At 75.2% G+C, this 16717-nt stretch carries 14 protein-coding genes; 6 read left to right on the plus strand and 8 right to left on the minus strand.

All coding sequences use genetic code 11. The features are described 5' to 3' along the window. Positions 1-77 precede the first annotated feature (77 nt). A complete protein-coding gene (locus tag ACWPWV_RS05300) occupies positions 78-962 on the minus strand; it encodes a sugar phosphate isomerase/epimerase family protein (protein ID WP_454041896.1) in 885 nt (294 codons plus the stop codon). 111 nt (positions 963-1073) lie between these two features. Between ACWPWV_RS05300 and ACWPWV_RS05305 the strand changes: the two genes are divergently transcribed. After that, positions 1074-1343: an HPr family phosphocarrier protein gene (locus ACWPWV_RS05305; RefSeq protein ID WP_454041897.1), complete on the plus strand. Its 270-nt coding sequence runs from the start codon at positions 1074-1076 to the stop codon at positions 1341-1343. A 1-nt stretch (position 1344) separates the two neighbouring features. On the opposite strand, the gene ptsP is transcribed toward ACWPWV_RS05305, so the two are convergent. Both ptsP and ACWPWV_RS05315 read right to left on the minus strand, forming a co-directional pair. Further along, entirely contained in the window at positions 1345-3051 is a 1707-nt protein-coding gene (gene ptsP / locus ACWPWV_RS05310; protein ID WP_454041898.1) for a phosphoenolpyruvate--protein phosphotransferase, read from the minus strand. After that, complete coding sequence (locus ACWPWV_RS05315) at positions 3048-4481, minus strand: PTS transporter subunit EIIC (protein ID WP_454041899.1); 1434 nt, start codon at positions 4479-4481, stop codon at positions 3048-3050. The genes ptsP and ACWPWV_RS05315 overlap by 4 nt, the downstream gene beginning before the upstream one ends. 225 nt (positions 4482-4706) lie before the next feature. Here ACWPWV_RS05315 and ACWPWV_RS05320 point away from each other — a divergent pair, with 225 nt between their 5' ends. From ACWPWV_RS05320 to ACWPWV_RS05335, 4 genes are all read left to right on the plus strand, one after another. After that, entirely contained in the window at positions 4707-5567 is an 861-nt protein-coding gene (locus ACWPWV_RS05320; protein WP_454041900.1) for a GntR family transcriptional regulator, read from the plus strand. Between the two features lie 12 nt (positions 5568-5579). Beyond that, positions 5580-5825, plus strand: coding sequence for a glucose PTS transporter subunit EIIB (locus ACWPWV_RS05325; RefSeq protein WP_251152161.1), 246 nt, complete (start codon positions 5580-5582; stop codon positions 5823-5825). 77 nt (positions 5826-5902) lie between these two features. Continuing rightward, positions 5903-6133, plus strand: a complete 231-nt coding sequence (locus ACWPWV_RS05330; RefSeq protein WP_251152160.1) for a glucose PTS transporter subunit EIIB — start codon at positions 5903-5905, stop codon at positions 6131-6133. Next, positions 6133-6597, plus strand: a complete 465-nt coding sequence (locus ACWPWV_RS05335) for a PTS sugar transporter subunit IIA (protein ID WP_454041901.1) — start codon at positions 6133-6135, stop codon at positions 6595-6597. Before ACWPWV_RS05330 ends, ACWPWV_RS05335 begins: the two co-directional genes overlap by 1 nt. A gap of 53 nt (positions 6598-6650) precedes the next feature. Here ACWPWV_RS05335 and ACWPWV_RS05340 read toward each other — a convergent pair whose 3' ends face one another. The 5 genes from ACWPWV_RS05340 to ACWPWV_RS05360 all read right to left on the minus strand — a co-directional run bounded on the left by ACWPWV_RS05340 (position 6651) and on the right by ACWPWV_RS05360 (position 15401). After that, positions 6651-8846: an NHL domain-containing thioredoxin family protein gene (locus ACWPWV_RS05340; protein ID WP_454041902.1), complete on the minus strand. Its 2196-nt coding sequence runs from the start codon at positions 8844-8846 to the stop codon at positions 6651-6653. 60 nt (positions 8847-8906) lie between these two features. Next, the gene (locus ACWPWV_RS05345) at positions 8907-9173 is read right to left on the minus strand and encodes a hypothetical protein (protein WP_454041903.1); all 267 of its coding nucleotides are present in this window, start codon (positions 9171-9173) and stop codon (positions 8907-8909) included. 76 nt (positions 9174-9249) lie between these two features. After that, positions 9250-10308 carry a hypothetical protein gene (locus tag ACWPWV_RS05350; RefSeq protein ID WP_454041904.1) on the minus strand — a complete coding sequence of 353 codons (1059 nt, stop codon included), beginning with the start codon at positions 10306-10308 and terminating at the stop codon, positions 9250-9252. 78 nt (positions 10309-10386) lie between these two features. After that, positions 10387-12516: a YhgE/Pip family protein gene (locus tag ACWPWV_RS05355; protein ID WP_454041905.1), complete on the minus strand. Its 2130-nt coding sequence runs from the start codon at positions 12514-12516 to the stop codon at positions 10387-10389. Next, on the minus strand, positions 12513-15401 hold the full coding sequence (locus tag ACWPWV_RS05360) for an MMPL family transporter (protein WP_454041906.1): 2889 nt from the start codon (positions 15399-15401) through the stop codon (positions 12513-12515). Before ACWPWV_RS05360 ends, ACWPWV_RS05355 begins: the two co-directional genes overlap by 4 nt. Before the next feature lie 199 nt (positions 15402-15600). Between ACWPWV_RS05360 and ACWPWV_RS05365 the strand changes: the two genes are divergently transcribed. After that, the gene (locus tag ACWPWV_RS05365) at positions 15601-16689 is read left to right on the plus strand and encodes a hypothetical protein (protein ID WP_454041907.1); all 1089 of its coding nucleotides are present in this window, start codon (positions 15601-15603) and stop codon (positions 16687-16689) included. The last annotated feature ends 28 nt before the right edge of the window (positions 16690-16717 follow it).

Raw genomic sequence — 16717 nt, forward strand, 5'->3', positions numbered from 1 at the left:
TTCCCGACGCCGCGCCGCCCGACCCCGCGCCGCCCGACGGCGCGCTACCCGACGGCGCTAGCCGACGGAGTGCGGGGTCACCAGGCGTCGAGGTGGCGGTGCGCGTGGCCCGGCGGCGGCTCGTAGGCCGGGTGGGGGTCGGGCGAGAGGTAGGTGCGCGCGAAGAAGAGCGACGCCGCGAGGTCCTCCCTGCGCTCGGCCGCCGTCCGCGCGCGGCGCGTCGCGATCTCCACGACGACGTCGCCCGACCACCCGCGCCGCACGAGCTCGCCGAGCACCTTGTCGCACGGCTGGTCGCCCCGGCCCGGGACGAGGTGCTCGTCCTTGATCGACGACGACCCGTCGGCCAGGTGGACGTGCGCGAGCCGGCCGTCGAACACGTCGAGGAGCATCAGGGCGTCCTGCTGGGCGACCGCCGCGTGCGACAGGTCGAGCGTGACGTGGTCGTACCCGTGCTCGGACGGGTCCCAGCCCGGCAGGTACGCCTGCATCTCGCGCTTGCGCCCGCGCCACGGGTACATGTTCTCGACGGCGATCGTCACGCCCTCGGTCTCGTCGAGCTCGCGGACGAGCTCCTCGAACTCGCGCGCGTACTTGTACTGCCACCGGAACGGCGGGTGCACGACGACCGTGCTCGCCCCGACCTCCTGGGCGAGCTCGACGCTGCGCCGCAGCTTGGGCCCCGGGGGTCGCCCCCACACGCGCTGGCTCACGAGGAGCGTCGGCGCGTGGATGCTGCGGATCGGCATGCCGTGGTCGGTGGAGAGCCGGTGGAGCGCCGCGGCGTCCTGCGTGGTCTCGTCGGACCACACCATGACCTCCATGCCGTCGTAGCCCAGGTCGGCGGCGGCCTCGAAGGCGTAGGCCGCGCGCCGCGGGTAGACGCTGGCGGTGGAGAGGGTGACGTGGATGCGCGGCTCTCCCGGCTCGGCCGGAGGCCGCGGCGTCGTCGCGTCTGACATGCGGGCCACCCTAGACCCGTCGTCGGCGACCCACACCAGCGGACCCTTCCCTCCACGACCGCGGCCCCCTACGATGAGGTGGTCCAGACCACCTGTCGGTTGGAGAGCCCCGTGGAACGTCCCGTCGTCGTCGCCCTCACGGAGGGCCTGCACGCCCGCCCCGCCGCGCTGTTCGTCAAGGCGGCCGCCGCGCAGCCGACGCCCGTGACGATCGCCCGGCGCGGCGGCGAGCCCGTCGAGGCCGCGAGCATCCTCGGCGTCATGACCCTCGGCGTCGACGCGGGCGACGAGGTCGTGCTGGCCACGACGGACGACGGCGACGGGGCCGCCGCGGCGCTCGACGCGCTCGCCGCCTTCCTCGAGCAGACCACCGTCTCCTGACCTAGAGACCCAGCTCCTCGAGCACCGGGAGCCGCGCGCGCACCGCCGCGCGCGCGGCGTCCGCGGTGGGCTGCTGCAGCGCGAGGAACGCGAGCTCCTCGCACAGCCCCGACGACGTCGCGGCCAGCACCGCCGCGACGTCCGCGAGCGCCACGGGCGTCATCGACAGCGAGGTGACGCCGAGGCCCACGAGCACGGGTGCGAGCACGGGGTCGGCGGCGGCCTCGCCGCACACGCCGATCGGCCGGCCGTTCAGCGCGGCACCGGAGCACGCCGCGCCGACGAGGGCCAGCACCGCCGGCTGCCACGCCGTCGCGAGCCGCGCCAGGTCGGACACCTCGCGGTCCGCCGCCATCGTGTACTGCGTGAGGTCGTTGGTGCCGATGCTCGCGAAGGTCGCGCGCGCGAGCGCCCAGCGTGCACCGAGGGCTGCCGACGGTACCTCGATCATCACGCCCGCGCGGTCGAGGCCGTGCGTCGCGCACAGCTCCACGAACGCGTCCGCCTCGTCGGGGGTCGCGATCATCGGCGCCATGACCCACACGTCGGCGGCCTCGGCGGCGGCCGCGCGCGCGATGGCGCGGAGCTGACGGTCCAGCACCTCGGGGTGGCGCCGCGAGGTGCGCAGGCCGCGGACGCCGAGCGCCGGGTTGGGCTCGGTCCCCGGCGTGACGAACGGCAGCGGCTTGTCGGCGCCGGCGTCCAGCGTCCGCACCACGACCTTGCGCCCGCCGAACGCCGAGAGCACCGCCCGGTAGGCCGTGACCTGCTCGTCGACGCCCGGCTCGACGGCCCGCCCCAGGAAGCAGAACTCGGTGCGGAACAGCCCGACCCCCTCCGCACCCGCGGCGGCCGCGGCGCGCGCGTCCTCCCCCGAGGCCACGTTCGCGAGCAGCTCGACGCGGCGCCCGTCGGCGGTCCGGCCCGTGCCGTCGAACGTGCGCCGCTCGCGCCGCCCGGACGCGACGGCCGCGACGGTGGCGGCCGACGGGTCGCGCTCGACGGTCCCGGCCGCGCCGTCGACGACCACGGTCTCGCCGTCGCGCAGGTCGAGCGCCCCGTCGACCGCGACGACGGCGGGGATGCCGAGGGCCCGCGCGAGGATCGCGGTGTGCGACGTCGGCCCTCCGCCGTGGGTGACGACCGCGAGCACCCGCTCGGGGTCGAGCTGCGCGGTGTCGGCGGGTGCGAGGTCGTCGGCGACGAGCACGACGGCGTGACCGGGGTCCGGGACGCCGGGCACGGGGAGCCCGAGCAACGTCGCGACGATCCGGTCCCGGACGTCGCGCACGTCGCGGGCCCGCTCGCCGAGGAGCCCGCCGACCGCCTCGAGCCGCGCCGCGGCGTCGGACCCCGCCTCCCACACCGCGCGCGCCGGGACCGTCCGGCCGTCCTGGACGCGACCGACCGCGTCGCGCGCGAGCGACGGGTCCGCGGCCATCGCCGCGGTCACGGCGAGCACCTCGGCGGCGGTCCCCTCGGCGCGCGCCGAGCGCGCGGTCAGGTCCTCCTGGACCGCGGTGACCGCCGCGAGGACCTGCGTCACCGCGAGCTCGACGTCGGCGCCCTCGGGCAGCCGCTCGTCGTCGGGCTCCGGCACGGGGGCCGGCATCGTCACGACGACGCCGACCACCCGCCCGGGGCTGACGGGCACGCCCGCCAGCCCCGCGGGCGCGCCGGCCGCACGGGCGGCGTCGGCGACCGTCACGCCGCACCCCCGCCGCGGGAGCCGGACGCCGGTCCCGCACCGGAGCCCGCCCGTTCCGGACCCACGACCCCGTCCCGGCGACCCGCCGGGTCGGACGCGTCCGCGACGGAGCGGTCGACCCCCGAGGAGGCAGCGTCGGAGGAGGCGGCGGCGACGGGCGCGTCGGTGGTGGCGTCCGGTGCCGCGAGGCCCGGCTCGTCGTCGTCCTCGCGGCCCGGCGTGCGCAGGTTCCAGCGCGTGATGACGAAGCGGAAGAGGAAGTAGTAGATCACCGCGTACCCGAGGCCGATCGGGATGAGGAGCAGCGGCATCTCGGCGATGCGGAAGTTCAGCAGGTAGTCGATGACGCCCGCGGAGAAGCCGAAGCCGTCCCGGATGCCGAGCGCGTTGACGAGCGCGAGCGACGTGCCCGTGAGGACGGCGTGGATGACGTAGAGCGGGTACGCGACGTAGAGGAACGCGAACTCGAGCGGCTCGGTCACGCCCGTGACGAACGAGACGAGCGCCGCGGATCCCATGATGCCGGCGATGACCTTGCGGTTCTTCGGCTTGGCGGTGTGGACGATCGCGAGCGCCGCGGCGGGCAGCGCGAACATCATGATCGGGAAGAAGCCCGTGAGGAACGTGCCAGCCGTGGGGTCTCCCGCGAGGAACCGGAAGATGTCGCCGTTCGCCACGGTGCCGTCGGCGGTCTCGTAGCTGCCGAACTGGAACCACGGCAGCGAGTTGAGCAGGTGGTGCAGGCCGAGCGGGACGAGCAGGCGGTTGAGCGTGCCGAAGACGAACGCGCCGAGGATCGTGGAGCCGGTGACGAAGCCGCCGATCGTGTCGTTGATGAGCCAGTCGAACGCCGGGTAGATCAGCGCGCCGACGACGGCGATGAGCACGGCCGCACCCGCGGTGACGATGGGGACGAACCGCCGGCCGCCGAAGAAGGCGAGGTACGGGGGCAGCTTGATCCGGTAGTACTTCTGGTAGAGCAGCGCGGCGGTGAGGCCGATGACGATGCCTCCGAGCACGCCGTAGTTGATGAGCTCCTGGGTCTCGCCCTCCGCGGCCTCCCCGAGCACGTACGGGGAGAGCGAGTCGCTCACGCCCGCGAACACGAGGTAGCCGATGAGCGCGGCGAGCCCCGTCGTGCCGTCGGCCTTCTTCGCGTACCCGACCGCGACGCCCAGGGCGAAGATGATCGGCAGGTTGCCGAACAGCGCGTTGCCGGCGGCACCGAGGACGTCGGCGACGGGCTGCATCCACGGCAAGGTGCCCGCGACACCGTCGGCGCCGAGCATGTCGGGCTGGCCCAGCCGCAGGAGCAGCGCTGCTGCGGGCAGGGACGCGATGGGCAGCATGAGGGAGCGCCCGATGCGCTGGAGCTGGGCGAAGCCGGGGATCCCCCGCTTCGTCCTCGTCGGTTCCGCGACGGTGGTCATGGTGTTCTCCTCCGGGGTCACGGCCTGGAGCCAGGCCGGGCAGGCGTCGTGCGGCGGCAGTGGGCGCGACGGTGCGGGCGTCGTTGCCGGTCCAGTTGTCTGGACCACTTGCAGGAAGAGTGGTCTAGACCTCATGATGTGTCAACCCCCGGGAGTGACGGGGGCCACACGGGCGGCGTCCGCAGCCTCCGTCGACTCGTCGGCGGCCGGCGGGAGAATGCGCGGGTGCACGACGAGCAGACGACCGACGGACGAGGGCGACGCGCGACGATGAGCAGAGCACGGGCACAGGGCGGTGAGCACAAGTACCTCGCGGTGCGTGCGTACCTCGCCGACCTCGTGACGACGGAGCTCGACGTCGGCGACGCCATCCCCTCGGAGCGCACGCTCACGGAGACGTTCAACGTCTCGCGCATGACCGTCCGGCAGGCCATCGACGCCCTCGTGACCGAGGGCGTCCTGGAGCGCGCGCAGGGACGGGGGACGTTCGTCGCCCCGCCGCGGACGGACTTCGAGATGCGCCTGACGACGTTCGGCGAGGAGGCCCGACGGCGCGGCATGGAGCCGGGGACGCGCGTCCTCGAGACCGCCGCCGCCCCCGCGCCGGTCTCCGTCGCCGAGGCGCTCGGCCGCCCGCAGGGGTCCGTGATGCACCACGTCGTGCGCCTGCGGTCCGCCGACGGCTCCCCGATGAGCGTCGAGGAGGTGTGGATCCCGTGCGACCTCGCCCCCGACCTGCTCGACGACGGCGTGCCCCCGAGCATGTACGGGGCGCTGCGCGAGCGCGGCCTCGCGCCGACGTGGGGCGAGGACACCATCTCCGCCTCCGAGGCGACCGCGCAGGAGCAGGCGCTGCTCGAGATGCGCGGGACCCGCGCCGTCCTGCGGACCGTGCGGCGGACGTTCGCCGGCGACCAGCCCCTCATGTACTCGCGCTCCTGCTACCGCGGAGACCGCTACAGCATGGTCGTCCCGCTCCGCGAGGCGCGACCCATGCTCGTGCCGCGACCCCGACCCGTACCGCTGGACGACGACGTCCCGCTCGCCACCGTGCCCGCGCCGGCCGACGCCGGCCGTGCCGACTGAAGGGAAGGACCGATGACCCTGTCCGACGCCGAGCGCGCCGCGACCATCCTCGCCGGGCTCGGCGGCGTGGAGAACGTCGACGAGATCGACCCGTGCACCACCCGTCTGAGATCGCTCGTCAAGGACCCGTCCCTCGTCGACCAGGCGGCACTGCGCCGTGCCGGCGCCTTCGGCGTCATGGTCAACGGCCGCGTCGTGCAGGTCGTCGTCGGCCCCCAGGTCGACACGATCGCGTCCGACCTGGCCGACCTCATGTGACGACGCCCCACCACCCAGCCCGGCCCGCCGGGACCCGCAGACCGGCCGTGGCCGGACCGGACCACGAGGAGCACCCCGTGAGCAAGGCAGAACAGATCCTCCGCGCCCTCGGTGGCGACGCGAACGTCCTCGACCTCGAGCCGTGCATCACCCGGCTGCGGGTCGAGGTCGACGACCCGGCGCTCGTCGACGACGCGGCGCTCACCGCGGCGGGCGCGATCGCCGTCGTGCGCTCGGGCGACGCGATCCAGGTGATCGTGGGGCCCGAGGCGGACACGCTGGCCAGCGACATCGAGGACCTCCGCTGATGGGGGCGCCGCTGACGGTCCTCGTGCCCGTGACCGGCACCGTCGTCGACGTGAGCGAGGTCGACGACCCGGTGTTCTCCGCCGGACTCGTCGGCCCGGGGCTCGCCGTCGAGCCGGACGACACCCAGGGCGGCGTCGCCGTCGCCCCCATCACCGGGACGGTCGTCAAGCTGCACCCGCACGCGTTCGTCGTCCAGCACGACGACGGCCGTGCCGTCCTCGTGCACCTCGGCATCGACACGGTGAAGCTCGGCGGCGACGGGTTCACGACGCACGTCGCGCAGGGCGACCACGTCGAGCGCGGGACCGTGCTCGTCTCGTGGGACCCCGCGGCCGTCCGGGCAGGCGGCCGGTCCGCCGTGTGCCCCGTCGTCGCGCTCGAGGCGAAGCCCGACGCCGTGACCCCCCTCGCCGAGACCGGCGCGTGGGCCTCCCACGGCGAGGAGCTGCTCACCTGGGAGTGACGGGCGCCCGGAACCACGGTCGCCACGCGCGCCGAACAGACCGGGGTTCGCCGTCAGCCACGCAGCGGGAGCGCGAGCTCCGGGACGGCTCCCGGCGTGCCGTGCCCGACGACGACCCGCACCGGGACGCCCCAGTCCTGCTGTGCGAGGTGGCACGCGGGGAAGACGTCCGGATCCGGCTCGCCGTCCTGCCCGAGCGGCACGACGTCGCACGACGCCGCGCGTGCGGTCACGTGCAGGACGCCCTCGGTGACGGCGGGGTTGATGGCGAGGTCCCGGCCGAGCTCGGTGCCCGTGCCCGCCCCGGAGAGCAGCAGCTCCGGCGGCGTCGCGCTCACCCGTAGCTCGGTCGACGGCCCGAACCGGTCGTCGAGCTTCTGACCGGGCGCGGGCACGAACGGCACGTCGAGCCGCAGCGCCCCGGCCGTGATCTCGGTGACGGGACGCTGCGTGCGGTGCGCGCCGCCGTCGAGCACCTCGCCCGCCAGACCGGCGGGCAGCGCCACGCGCGTGATCCGGTGGGCGGCGGACTCCACGACGAGCAGGTGCACCTGCGCCGGCCCGTCGGCCTCCTCGACCACCTGCACGACGACGTCGCTCGGCTCCGAGAGTCCCGCTGCCACCGTCGTGACCTCGCCCGCGAGCCGCGTGCCCGCGGCGTCGTCCCCGACGTCGGCGCCCGGCCCCGCGCCGTCGAGCACGACGCGCCGGATGGCGCCGTCGTACGTGTCGGCGACGACGACGCTCCCGTCGGGCAGCACCGCCACGCCGAGCGGGTGCTGGAACAACGCCTGGTCGGTCGGTCCGTCGCGGTGCCCGAAGTCGAACAACCCCTGCCCGACGGCGGTCCGTACCGTCACGCCGTCCGGCACGACCGCGACCCCGCCACGCAGCCCGTCGACACGGCGCAGCGCCGACGTCTCGGCGTCCGCGACCCAGACCGCCCCGTCGGCAGCCACGGCCAACCCGGACGGCTGCGCGAACCACGCAGACTCCCCCGGCCCGTCCTCGAGCCCCTCGTTCATCGTCCCGGCGAGCAGCCCGATCTTCCAGCCCCCGTCGAACGCCCACAGGGTGTGGTTCCCCGCCATCGCGACGACGAACCCGCCCAGCTCGCCGGACCACGCCACGTCCCACGGCGACGACAGCTTCACGTCGAGCGGCTCGTACGTGGCACGGGGATCGAAGGGACCGAGGCGACGCTCGGAGGACAGGGCGGGGACGGTGGTGGTGGCGGGTCGTGGCGGGAGCCGATGATGGAGTCGGGAGGTGCTGCGCGTTGACCGGATGGTCGACCCGCCACCACCGCCGTCCCCGGCCGCCCCGACCACAGCACCCGACGCGATGCCCGACGAGAAGACGACGTTCTCGACCCCCCCGACCATAAACTGCTCACCCGTCCCCGCGACGGTCGTCACGACGCCGTCCGACAACCGCACGCCCCGCAACGCATGGTTCACCGTGTCGGCGACGAGCACGTCGTACCCGAGCGACGACCGCAGCTCGTCGGGCACGAGGCACAACCCGTTCGGCTCGCTGAATCGCGCGACGTCGGACGCGCCGTCGACGAGCCCGCGCTCGCCGGTCCCGATGCGGCGAACGAGCGTCTCGGCGTCGGGCGCGAGCTCGGCGAGCGAGTGGTGGCCGGCGTCGGCGACGAGCAGGTTCCCGCCCGGGAGCGTGATCGCCTTGGCAGGGAACCGCAGCGTGCCCGACGTGGGCGCTGGCGGGACGTACGGACCGGAGCCCCGGTGCAACGTCCCCTTCGCGTCGTGCTCCGCGACGAGCTCATCGACGAGCGCCGCGATCGCCGAGGCGTGGCCTTCCCCCGCCATCTGCGCGACGACGTACCCCTCGGGGTCGATGACGACGAGCGTCGGCCAGGCGCGCGCGGTGTACGCGGACCAGGTGACGAGCTCGGGGTCGTCGAGCACGGGGTGGTGCACCTCGTACCGCTCGACGGCAGCAGCCAGGGCGTCGGGGTCGGCCTCGTGCTCGAACTTCGGCGAGTGCACGCCGATGATCACGAGATCGTCGCGGTGCGCCTCCTCGAGCTCGCGCAGCTCGTCGAGCACGTGGAGGCAGTTGATGCAGCAGAACGTCCAGAAGTCGAGGACCACGACCTTGCCGCGGAGGTCGGCGAGCGTCACGGTGTTGCCACCGGTGTTCAGCCAGCCGCGTCCGACGAGCTCGGAGGCACGGACGCGAGGCGTGCGGGTGGTGGTCGACCGGGGAGCGCGAGACGTCACGCCCCCATTGTCCCCGCTGACCGGGTCGTCACGGCCGCCGCCACCAGCCTCCCAGGACGTTCAGCCTCCCGAGGCGCTCGGCGTCACGGCGCCGACGACGCGGACCTCGACGTCCACGCCGTCCACGGACTGCGGGACGACGACGTCGTGCGACGTCACGTTGACCCGTAGCGCCCAGTCGTCGCCGATCTGCTGCACGCGGCCGTCGGGTCGCGGAGCCTCCGCTCTCCCGACGCGGGTCAGTCCCACACCGGTCACACCGTCCGTGCCCGCGATCTCGTCGCGCAGCATCATCTTGGCGTCGCGTGCTCGTTCGAGGGTCGCCACGAGGCACCACCTCCTCGACCCATTGTGGACCCTGCGGCCCGCGAGGTCACGGGACGGAGGTCCTGCGCCCGGGCCGTCACCCCAGCAGCGTCACGCCCAGCCGCTCGAGCACCGTGTCGATCGCGTTGCAGTACGTCAGGCCGGTCCCGTTCGTCCCGCCCGTCTCGGACCCGGCGAAGAGCAGCCCGAGCGCCACGCCGTCCTCCCGGTACACGAGCGATCCCGAGTCGCCGCCGCGCGAGAACGGGCCGGTGCCCGTGGACTCGACCTCGATCTGGTCGTCGAAGCGCAGCGCGCCGAGCTCGTCGCCGTAGCCGACCACCACGTCGTCGAGCTCGATCGCCGTGACCCGCCCCGCCGTGACGGAGGTGGTGCGCCCGATCTTGCCGACCGCCTCCCCGCCCTCGGCCCGCGCCGTCGTCGTGATGCGCCCGACGGGGTACTCGGGGTCCACCTCCGGCTCGTCGAGCAGCGCGATCGCCGCGTCGACCGTCTGCGTCGCTCCCGCGGACAGCGGCACGAGGCGCGCGAGCGTGCCGACCCGGTCCCGCGGGCCGCCGCCGTCGGCGGGCCCCGGCTGCACGACGACGTCCCCGACCTCCGCGGCCGTCGAGCCCGCCAGCACGTGCCAGTTCGACAGCGCGTAGACGGCGTCCGCGGCGGCGCCCTCGACGGGGGTCGTCGCCCGGACGAACGCACCCAGCGTCCCGGCGGTGACGTCGACGTTCGCGATCGACACGCCGGGACGCAGCGGCCGCGCACGACCGGTCTCGCCCGACGCCTGCGCCGTCACGACCGGCGGGCGCAGACCCGGTGCCGACGGGTCCGCCGCGTCCGGCGCCACGAGCGGTCGGATCCGCCCGGTGCGGCGCACGTCCACCGTGTCTCCCGCCTCCGAGGCGACCTTGCGCGCGATGCTGCGCGCCGCCGGCACGCCGAGCCGGTACCGGACCGCGATGGCGTACCCGCCGCCGTCGCGCGGGGCGAGACCGAGCGCGAGCGTCGGGGCGCGGACCACGTCCACCGCGCCGTCGGGCACCCCGCTCGCCTCGATGACCGCGCCGCTGCGCTCCGCGAGCTCGCGCGCGTAGTCCGCGAGCTGCGTCTTGATCTCCCGTGCCTTCTGCTGGTCCATGTCGCACCGTCCCCTCTCGCCGCCTGCCCGAGAGAGTCTCGCGTCCGCCGCCCACACGGCCGGCGCGACGCGCCGGAGTCAGGCGCGCAGGAGCTGCTCCACGCGCACGGTCCTGCGGCGGGCGACCACGAGGGTCGTCACCGCGACCGACACGAGCCCCCAGATCACCAGCGCCACCACGTCGTCCGCTCCTCCGGTGGCGCCGGGGTCGACGACCGCGGTGAACGCGCCGAGCGCCGACCCGACGGGCAGCAGGTCGCGCAGACCGGTGAGCGCCGCGGGGACCGTCGCGACGATCCCCGTCGCGACGAGCAGCACCGCGACGAGCAGGCTCAGCGCGCGCCCGACGTTGCCCAGCAGCGCCGCGAGCGCCTGGTTGAGCGCGACGAAGACGACCGACGAGAGCGCCCCGAGGGCGAGCAGCCCGAGCCACCCGCCGAGGCTCGCGTCCTCGACGGCGGCCAGCACGCCGCCCACGACGAGACCCGTGGCGACACCGATGCCGGCGGGCAGGGCGAGGGCCCGGAGCGCGAGGCGACCGGCGCCGCGCGTCGACCCGAGGAGCTGCGCCGGCACGGGCGGGAAGGCGACGAACACGGCGAGCGCCCCGAGCCACAGCGCGAGCACCGCGAACAGCGGACCCGTGGAACCGGTGCCGAGACCTTCCGTCCCGGGCGCCTCGACCGGGTTCGCCACGACCGACGCGAGGTGCGTGGCCTCGTCGTCGGTGTACGAGGGCACCTGGTCGACCGCCTCGCCCAAGCCGTCCGCGAGGTCGGAGGACCCGTCGGCGAGCTGCCCGACGCCGCCGGCCAGGTCGGTCGCGCCCGTCGCGAGCCCCTGGGTACCGGTGGCGAGCTGGTCCGCCCCCGTCGAGAGCTCGCCGACGCCCGCCGCGAGCCCGGACGCGCCCGCGTCGAGCTGGTCGAGCCCGGCGGCGAGGTCGTCGGCGCCGGTCGCGAGACCGGACGCCCCGGCCGCCGCCTGGGCCGCGCCGTCGGCGAGCTGCTGGGACGCACCCGTGAGCTGCTGGACGCCCGCCGCGAGGCCGTACAGACCGGTCGACGACGCCGGGTCGCCCGCGAGCGCGGCGTTCCCGTCGGCGACCTGCTGCGCCGCGCCGGCGAGCTGCCGGAGCTCGGCGATCTGGGCGTCGAGCCGCTGGCACACGTCGGAGGTCGGGTCGTCGGCGCAGCCCGCCGCCCGCTTCGCCGCCTCGAGGCCCGTGACGCTCTCCTGCACGAGCCGCCCGACGCCGTCGGACACCTGCTGCGCGCCGTCGGCGAGCTCCGTGGCCTGCGCGGGCAGCGGCGCGACCCCCGTCCCCAGAGCGGCGACGCCCGCGGAGAGCTGCGCGGCGCCGTCGGCCACACCCTGGACCCCGCCGGACAGCGCGCCGGCACCCTCGGCGAGCGCCGCCGCGCCGCCGGCGCTCTGCGACGTCCCGGCCGCGAGCTCGTCCGCCCCGGCGGCGAGCTCGCCGACCCCCGAGGCGAGCTGGTCCGCCCCCGTCGCGACCTGGCCGGCGCCGTCGGCGAGCTGGACAGCGCCGTCGTTCGCGTCGGACGCGCCGTCGGCGAGCTGGGTCGCGCCGTCGGCGGCCTCGCCGAGCTGCTCGTTCAGGGTCGTGAAGCCGACGAGGACGCCGTCGACGTAGTTCTCCGTGAGGGTCTGGCCGAGGACCGTCGTCGCCGTGGTCGTGACGATGCGCGCGAGCGCCTCGTCGACGACGCGTCCGCCGGGCGCGGTCTCGACCGAGAGCGTGGCCTGCGTCGCCGCCGACGGGTCGTCGCCGCCGAACGACGTGGCCGCCGCGGAGAAGTTCTCGGGGATCGTCACGACGGCGGCGTACGTGCCGTCGGCGAGGCCCGCCGACGCGTCCGCCGAGTCGGTGACGACCCAGTCGTAGTTGGTCGTGCCGGCCGCCGGCTGGACCGCTACCGGTCCCGTGTCGGACGACGCGGCCCCACCGCTCACGAGTCCGGCCGTGAGCTGTCGCCCGAGCGGCACGGTCTGCCCGTCGATCTCGACGGGCTCGTCGTGGTTGACGATCGCCGCATGGACGGTGTCGAGCCGCTCCTGCGGGTCCCACAGCGCCCACAGGAGCAGGCCGAGGACGACGAGGGGCAGCGCGACGGCGGCGGCGACGGTCCAGGCCCTGCGGCCGCGGGCGGCGCGCGGGCCGGGGCCCGGGACGGCGGCGCTCATGCGCGGACCTCCTCGAGGTCGGTCGGTGCCTCCGCGGCAAGGGCGGGCGCAGGCGGTTGCAGGTCGAGCACCTGCGACCCCGGTGGGGCCAGGTCGGACGGGAAGGCGCCGACCGACCCGAGGACGACCGCGGACCCCGCGGCGCTCCCCCGCTCGAGCGCCGCCGCGAGCTCGGCGCGCTCCTCGGGCGCGGAGACCGCGTCGGTCCCGAGCACCACGACGACGCGCGGGCGCTCGGCGAGCACGGCCGCGACGGCGGCCGCGGGGTGCGTGCGGTGCGCTGCCGGTGCCGGGGCGTCGCCGGGCAGCGCCGCGGCGTCCGCGGCGAGGTCGACGACGGCGACCCGACGCCGCACGGCCGACGCGCGCTCGGGGAGCACGAGGCCCGTGACCTTGAGCGCTCCGGCCGACGGCCTGAGGCGCCCGGCGAGCGCGAGCGCCACGCCGGTCACCGCGGCGGGCGACGCCCCGTGCACGACCAGCGTGCCGCCGTCGGGCACGCGGACCGTGACGGGCGCGGCGAGCGGCCCCCGCGGACCCGCGACCTCGAGCGCGTGCGCGACCACGGGGTCCGTCGAGCCGGGCTCCGGCCAGTCGCGCAGCTCGAGCTCGCGCGCGAGCCCCTCGCCCTCGACGTCGAACGACGGCAGGACGCGGTCGAGCCGGCGCGGCATCCACCACGCGCGGTCGCCGAGCAGGGCGAGCACCGCGGGCACGAGGGTCATGCGCACGAGGAACGCGTCGACCAGCACGCCGACCGCGAGCCCGAGCGCGATGGGCTTGAGGCTCATGTCCCCCTCGGGCACGAACGCCACGAAGACGGCGAACATGATGATCGCCGCCGCGGTGACGACCTTGGCGGACGCCTGGAAGCCCGTCGAGATCGACCGTCGCGCCTGGCCGGAGTGGACGTAGTCCTCCCGGATGCGCGAGACGAGGAACACCTCGTAGTCCATGGCGAGGCCGAACAGGACGCCCATGAGGACGATCGGCATGAAGCTGATCACCGGGCCCAGCCGCGTGACGTTCAGCGCGTCCGCCAGCACCCCGTGCTCGAACACGAGCGTCACGACGCCGAACGCCGCGCCGACCGAGAACAGGTAGCCGACCGTCGCCTTGATCGGGACCGCGATCGAGCGGAACACCATCGTCAGCAGCACGAGCGACAGCCCCACGACGACGAGCGCGAACGGCAGGAGCGCCGCACCCAGCTTGTCCGACACGTCGATCCCGACGGCCGTGAACCCCGTGACCGACAGGTCGACGCCGTACTCGTCCAGGAAGTGGTCGTGCTGCGAGCGGATCTGCGTGACGAGGTCCTTCGTCTCCTCGGAGTCCGGCGCTCCCGTGGGGATCACCTGGACGATCCCCGTGTCCGCGCTCGGGTTCGGCGTGGCGAGCGGGACGTCGGCGACGCCGGGCAGGTCGCCGATCTCGTCGGCCAGGGCGTCCATCAGGCCGACCGGGTCGGTCGACGTGACGATCGTGCCCGTCACGATGAGCGGCCCGTTGAAGCCCGGCCCGAAGTGCTCCGAGACGAGGTCGTACGTGACGCGCGCCTGGTTGTCCTCGGGCAGCGTCCCCGCGTCCGGCAGCGCGAGCCGCAGGTCCTTGGCGGGCAGGGTCAGCAGCACGAGGCCGGCCAGCACGAGCAGGATCGTCAGCAGCGGGATGCGCGTCACGGTCCGCACCCAGCCCGCGAAGAACCGGTTGCGGTGCTGGACGCCGGTGGACGCCCCGTCCCGCACCGCACCGTCCCGTGCCTCCCCGCCTCGTGCCTCCCCGTCCGGTGCCTCCCTCTCCTGCGCCGACGTGGCCGAGGGCGCCGCCCGGCGGCGACCCCGTCGGCGCGTCCGGGGGGTCTTCGGGCGGAGTCGCTCGCCCGCGAAGCCGAGCATCGCGGGCAGGAGCGTGACGGAGACGAGGACGGCGAGGCCGACACCGACGGCGGCGGCGACACCCATGACGGTGAGGAACGGGATGCCGGCGACCCCGAGGCCGACGAGGGCGATCATCACGGTGAGCCCGGCGAAGATCACGGCGGAGCCGCCCGTCGCGACCGACCGCGCTGCCGCCTCGTCGACCGGGAGGCCGGTGGAGAGCTCGTCGCGGTGGCGGGAGACGATGAACAGCGCGTAGTCGATGCCGACGGCCAGGCCGAGCATCACGGCGAGCATGGGCGTGGTCGAGTTGATCTGGGCGACCGCGGTCGCGGCGAACAGCAGGCCCATCGTGACGCCGACGCCCATGACGGCGTTGAGCAGGGGGAGGCCGGCCGCGACGAACGAGCCGAAGGTGACGACGAGGACCACGAGCGCGACGAGCAGGCCGAGCGCCTCGGTCACGGTGAGGGTGGGGAACTCGGTGCTGAAGAGCTGGCCCCCGAGGGACGCCTGCGCGCCGTCGGGGAGGGCGGCCTCGAGGTCGTCGACCGCGCTGCCGAGCGCGTCCTTCGTCTCGTCGGCGACCGCGCTCTCCCCCTGGTCGAGCTGGACCGTGAGGAGCGCGGCGGTCCCGTCGTCGCTGACGGAGGCGGGCACGGTGTCGTCGTAGGGCGACGTGACGCCGGCGACGTGGTCGACGGCGCCGAGCGCCTCGACGGCGTCCTCGACGGGTCCGCGCACGGCGTCGTCCTCGATGGTCGAGCCGTCGGGCGCGACCACGATGACCTGGGCGCTCGCGCCGCTGACCTGGGGGAAGGTTGCGGCGAGCCGGTCGAGCGCCGCCTGCGACTCGGTGCCCGGGATGGTGACCGCGTCGTCGAGACCCTGCTGGACGAGGCCGGCGAGACCGCCGACGACCACGAGGATCCCGATCCATGCCAGCAGGACGAGGCGGCGGGCGTGGACGGCCCAGCGGCCGAGGGAGTAGAGCGCTGAGGACACCGCGGCCTCCGGACCGTGTCGACGGGATCGCTCCGACGATACGCCGCTCCTCGGCCGGCGCAGCGGCCAGGGGCGCGTGCCGTCCCCGCAGCGTGCGAGCGCGTGCGCTCTCGGCGGACAGCGGACGTCCACCATGCGAGAAGATGTGGCAGCGCTCCCACCGGCACCCCTAGCGTGACGAGCCTCTGGGGGAGGACAGATGAAGACGTCTGCCACGATGCGGGCCGCGGGCATGTCGCGGCGACTGACGGAAGCGCGCGACGTGACGATCGACCCGGGCACGTTCCTGCAACCGCTCGACGTGGACCTGCGGCTCGACGCGCGGTCCGCGCTGCCGAGCCGGAGCATCCCCGGCTACGAGCGGCTCGGCACGGCGGCGGCCGCGGCCCGGCTCGCGGAGGTCTCCGCGCTCGGCCTGCGGGGGGTCGTCGTCCGGCTCCTCGACGACACCGTCACGGAGCTCGGCACCTGGGCGAGACGGCGCGAGACGTGGGTGGGCGCCGTGGCCGGCCTCGCCCGCGCGGCCCGGGACCGCGGGCTCGAGCTGGTCGTCGACCCGTTCAGCATCGCCCTCGACCGGTCAGGTCAGTGGGGGCTCAGCGCGGACGGCCGCCCCGACGGGGCCGCCACGCTGGACCTGCTGCACGACCTGGCGGCCGTCGTGCACCGCTCGGGAGCCACCGGCATCGTCACGCTGGGCCGCGTCGCGCGCGAGGTCGAGGTGACGCGCGCCGTCGCGCAGGACGGCCTGCGCGTCTACTCGTTCTCCACCAACAGCGAGACGAGCGCCGCGTACGCCGGGTCGAGCAGCCACCCGACGACCAACCAGAAGATCTGGCCCGGCAACCTGCGCGACATGCTGCTGTGGACCGTCCTCGACGTCGACGCGGGCACCGACGTCCCCGTGACCAAGCCCGTGGAGAACTTCCACGTCGTCGTGGAGACGCGCCGCCTGCTGGACTCGGCCGACGCGCTCGCCCGGTTCCTCGACGACCCGGCGACAGCGCGCCTCGTCGAGGCGGACGCCGACCTCGTCGCAGCGGTCCGGCGGGTGCGCGGCGACGTGCCGGCCTTCCTCGCCCGGGCGGCGCGCGTCGAGCTGGGCGCGTACACCGTCTCCGGCACCACGAAGCTCCTCGCGCTCCTCGCCCACGACGAGGGCGTCGCCGCGGCCCGGGCGCGGCTCGAGGAGCTGTGGGTGAACGCGATCACCGCCGCCGGGCCCCGCGGGACCGTCCTCATCGACCGAGGGGCGACCGCCTGGTTCCGGGGCGGCGTGCTCGCCTGACCGTCCGTCCACCGCACCCGGCCGAGCG

The sequence above is a fragment of the Cellulosimicrobium sp. Marseille-Q8652 genome (genome assembly GCF_965112045.1).

Bases quoted from the DNA above. Each gene is read 5' to 3' on its own strand.
- ACWPWV_RS05300 (WP_454041896.1), bottom strand. From the start codon at position 962: ATGTCAGACGCGACGACGCCGCGGCCTCCGGCCGAGCCGGGAGAGCCG.
- ACWPWV_RS05315 (WP_454041899.1), bottom strand. From the start codon at position 4,481: ATGACCACCGTCGCGGAACCGACGAGGACGAAGCGGGGGATCCCCGGC.
- ACWPWV_RS05325 (WP_251152161.1), top strand. From the start codon at position 5,580: ATGACCCTGTCCGACGCCGAGCGCGCCGCGACCATCCTCGCCGGGCTC.
- ACWPWV_RS05335 (WP_454041901.1), top strand. From the start codon at position 6,133: ATGGGGGCGCCGCTGACGGTCCTCGTGCCCGTGACCGGCACCGTCGTC.
- ACWPWV_RS05350 (WP_454041904.1), bottom strand. From the start codon at position 10,308: ATGGACCAGCAGAAGGCACGGGAGATCAAGACGCAGCTCGCGGACTAC.
- ACWPWV_RS05355 (WP_454041905.1), bottom strand. From the start codon at position 12,516: ATGAGCGCCGCCGTCCCGGGCCCCGGCCCGCGCGCCGCCCGCGGCCGC.
- ACWPWV_RS05365 (WP_454041907.1), top strand. From the start codon at position 15,601: ATGAAGACGTCTGCCACGATGCGGGCCGCGGGCATGTCGCGGCGACTG.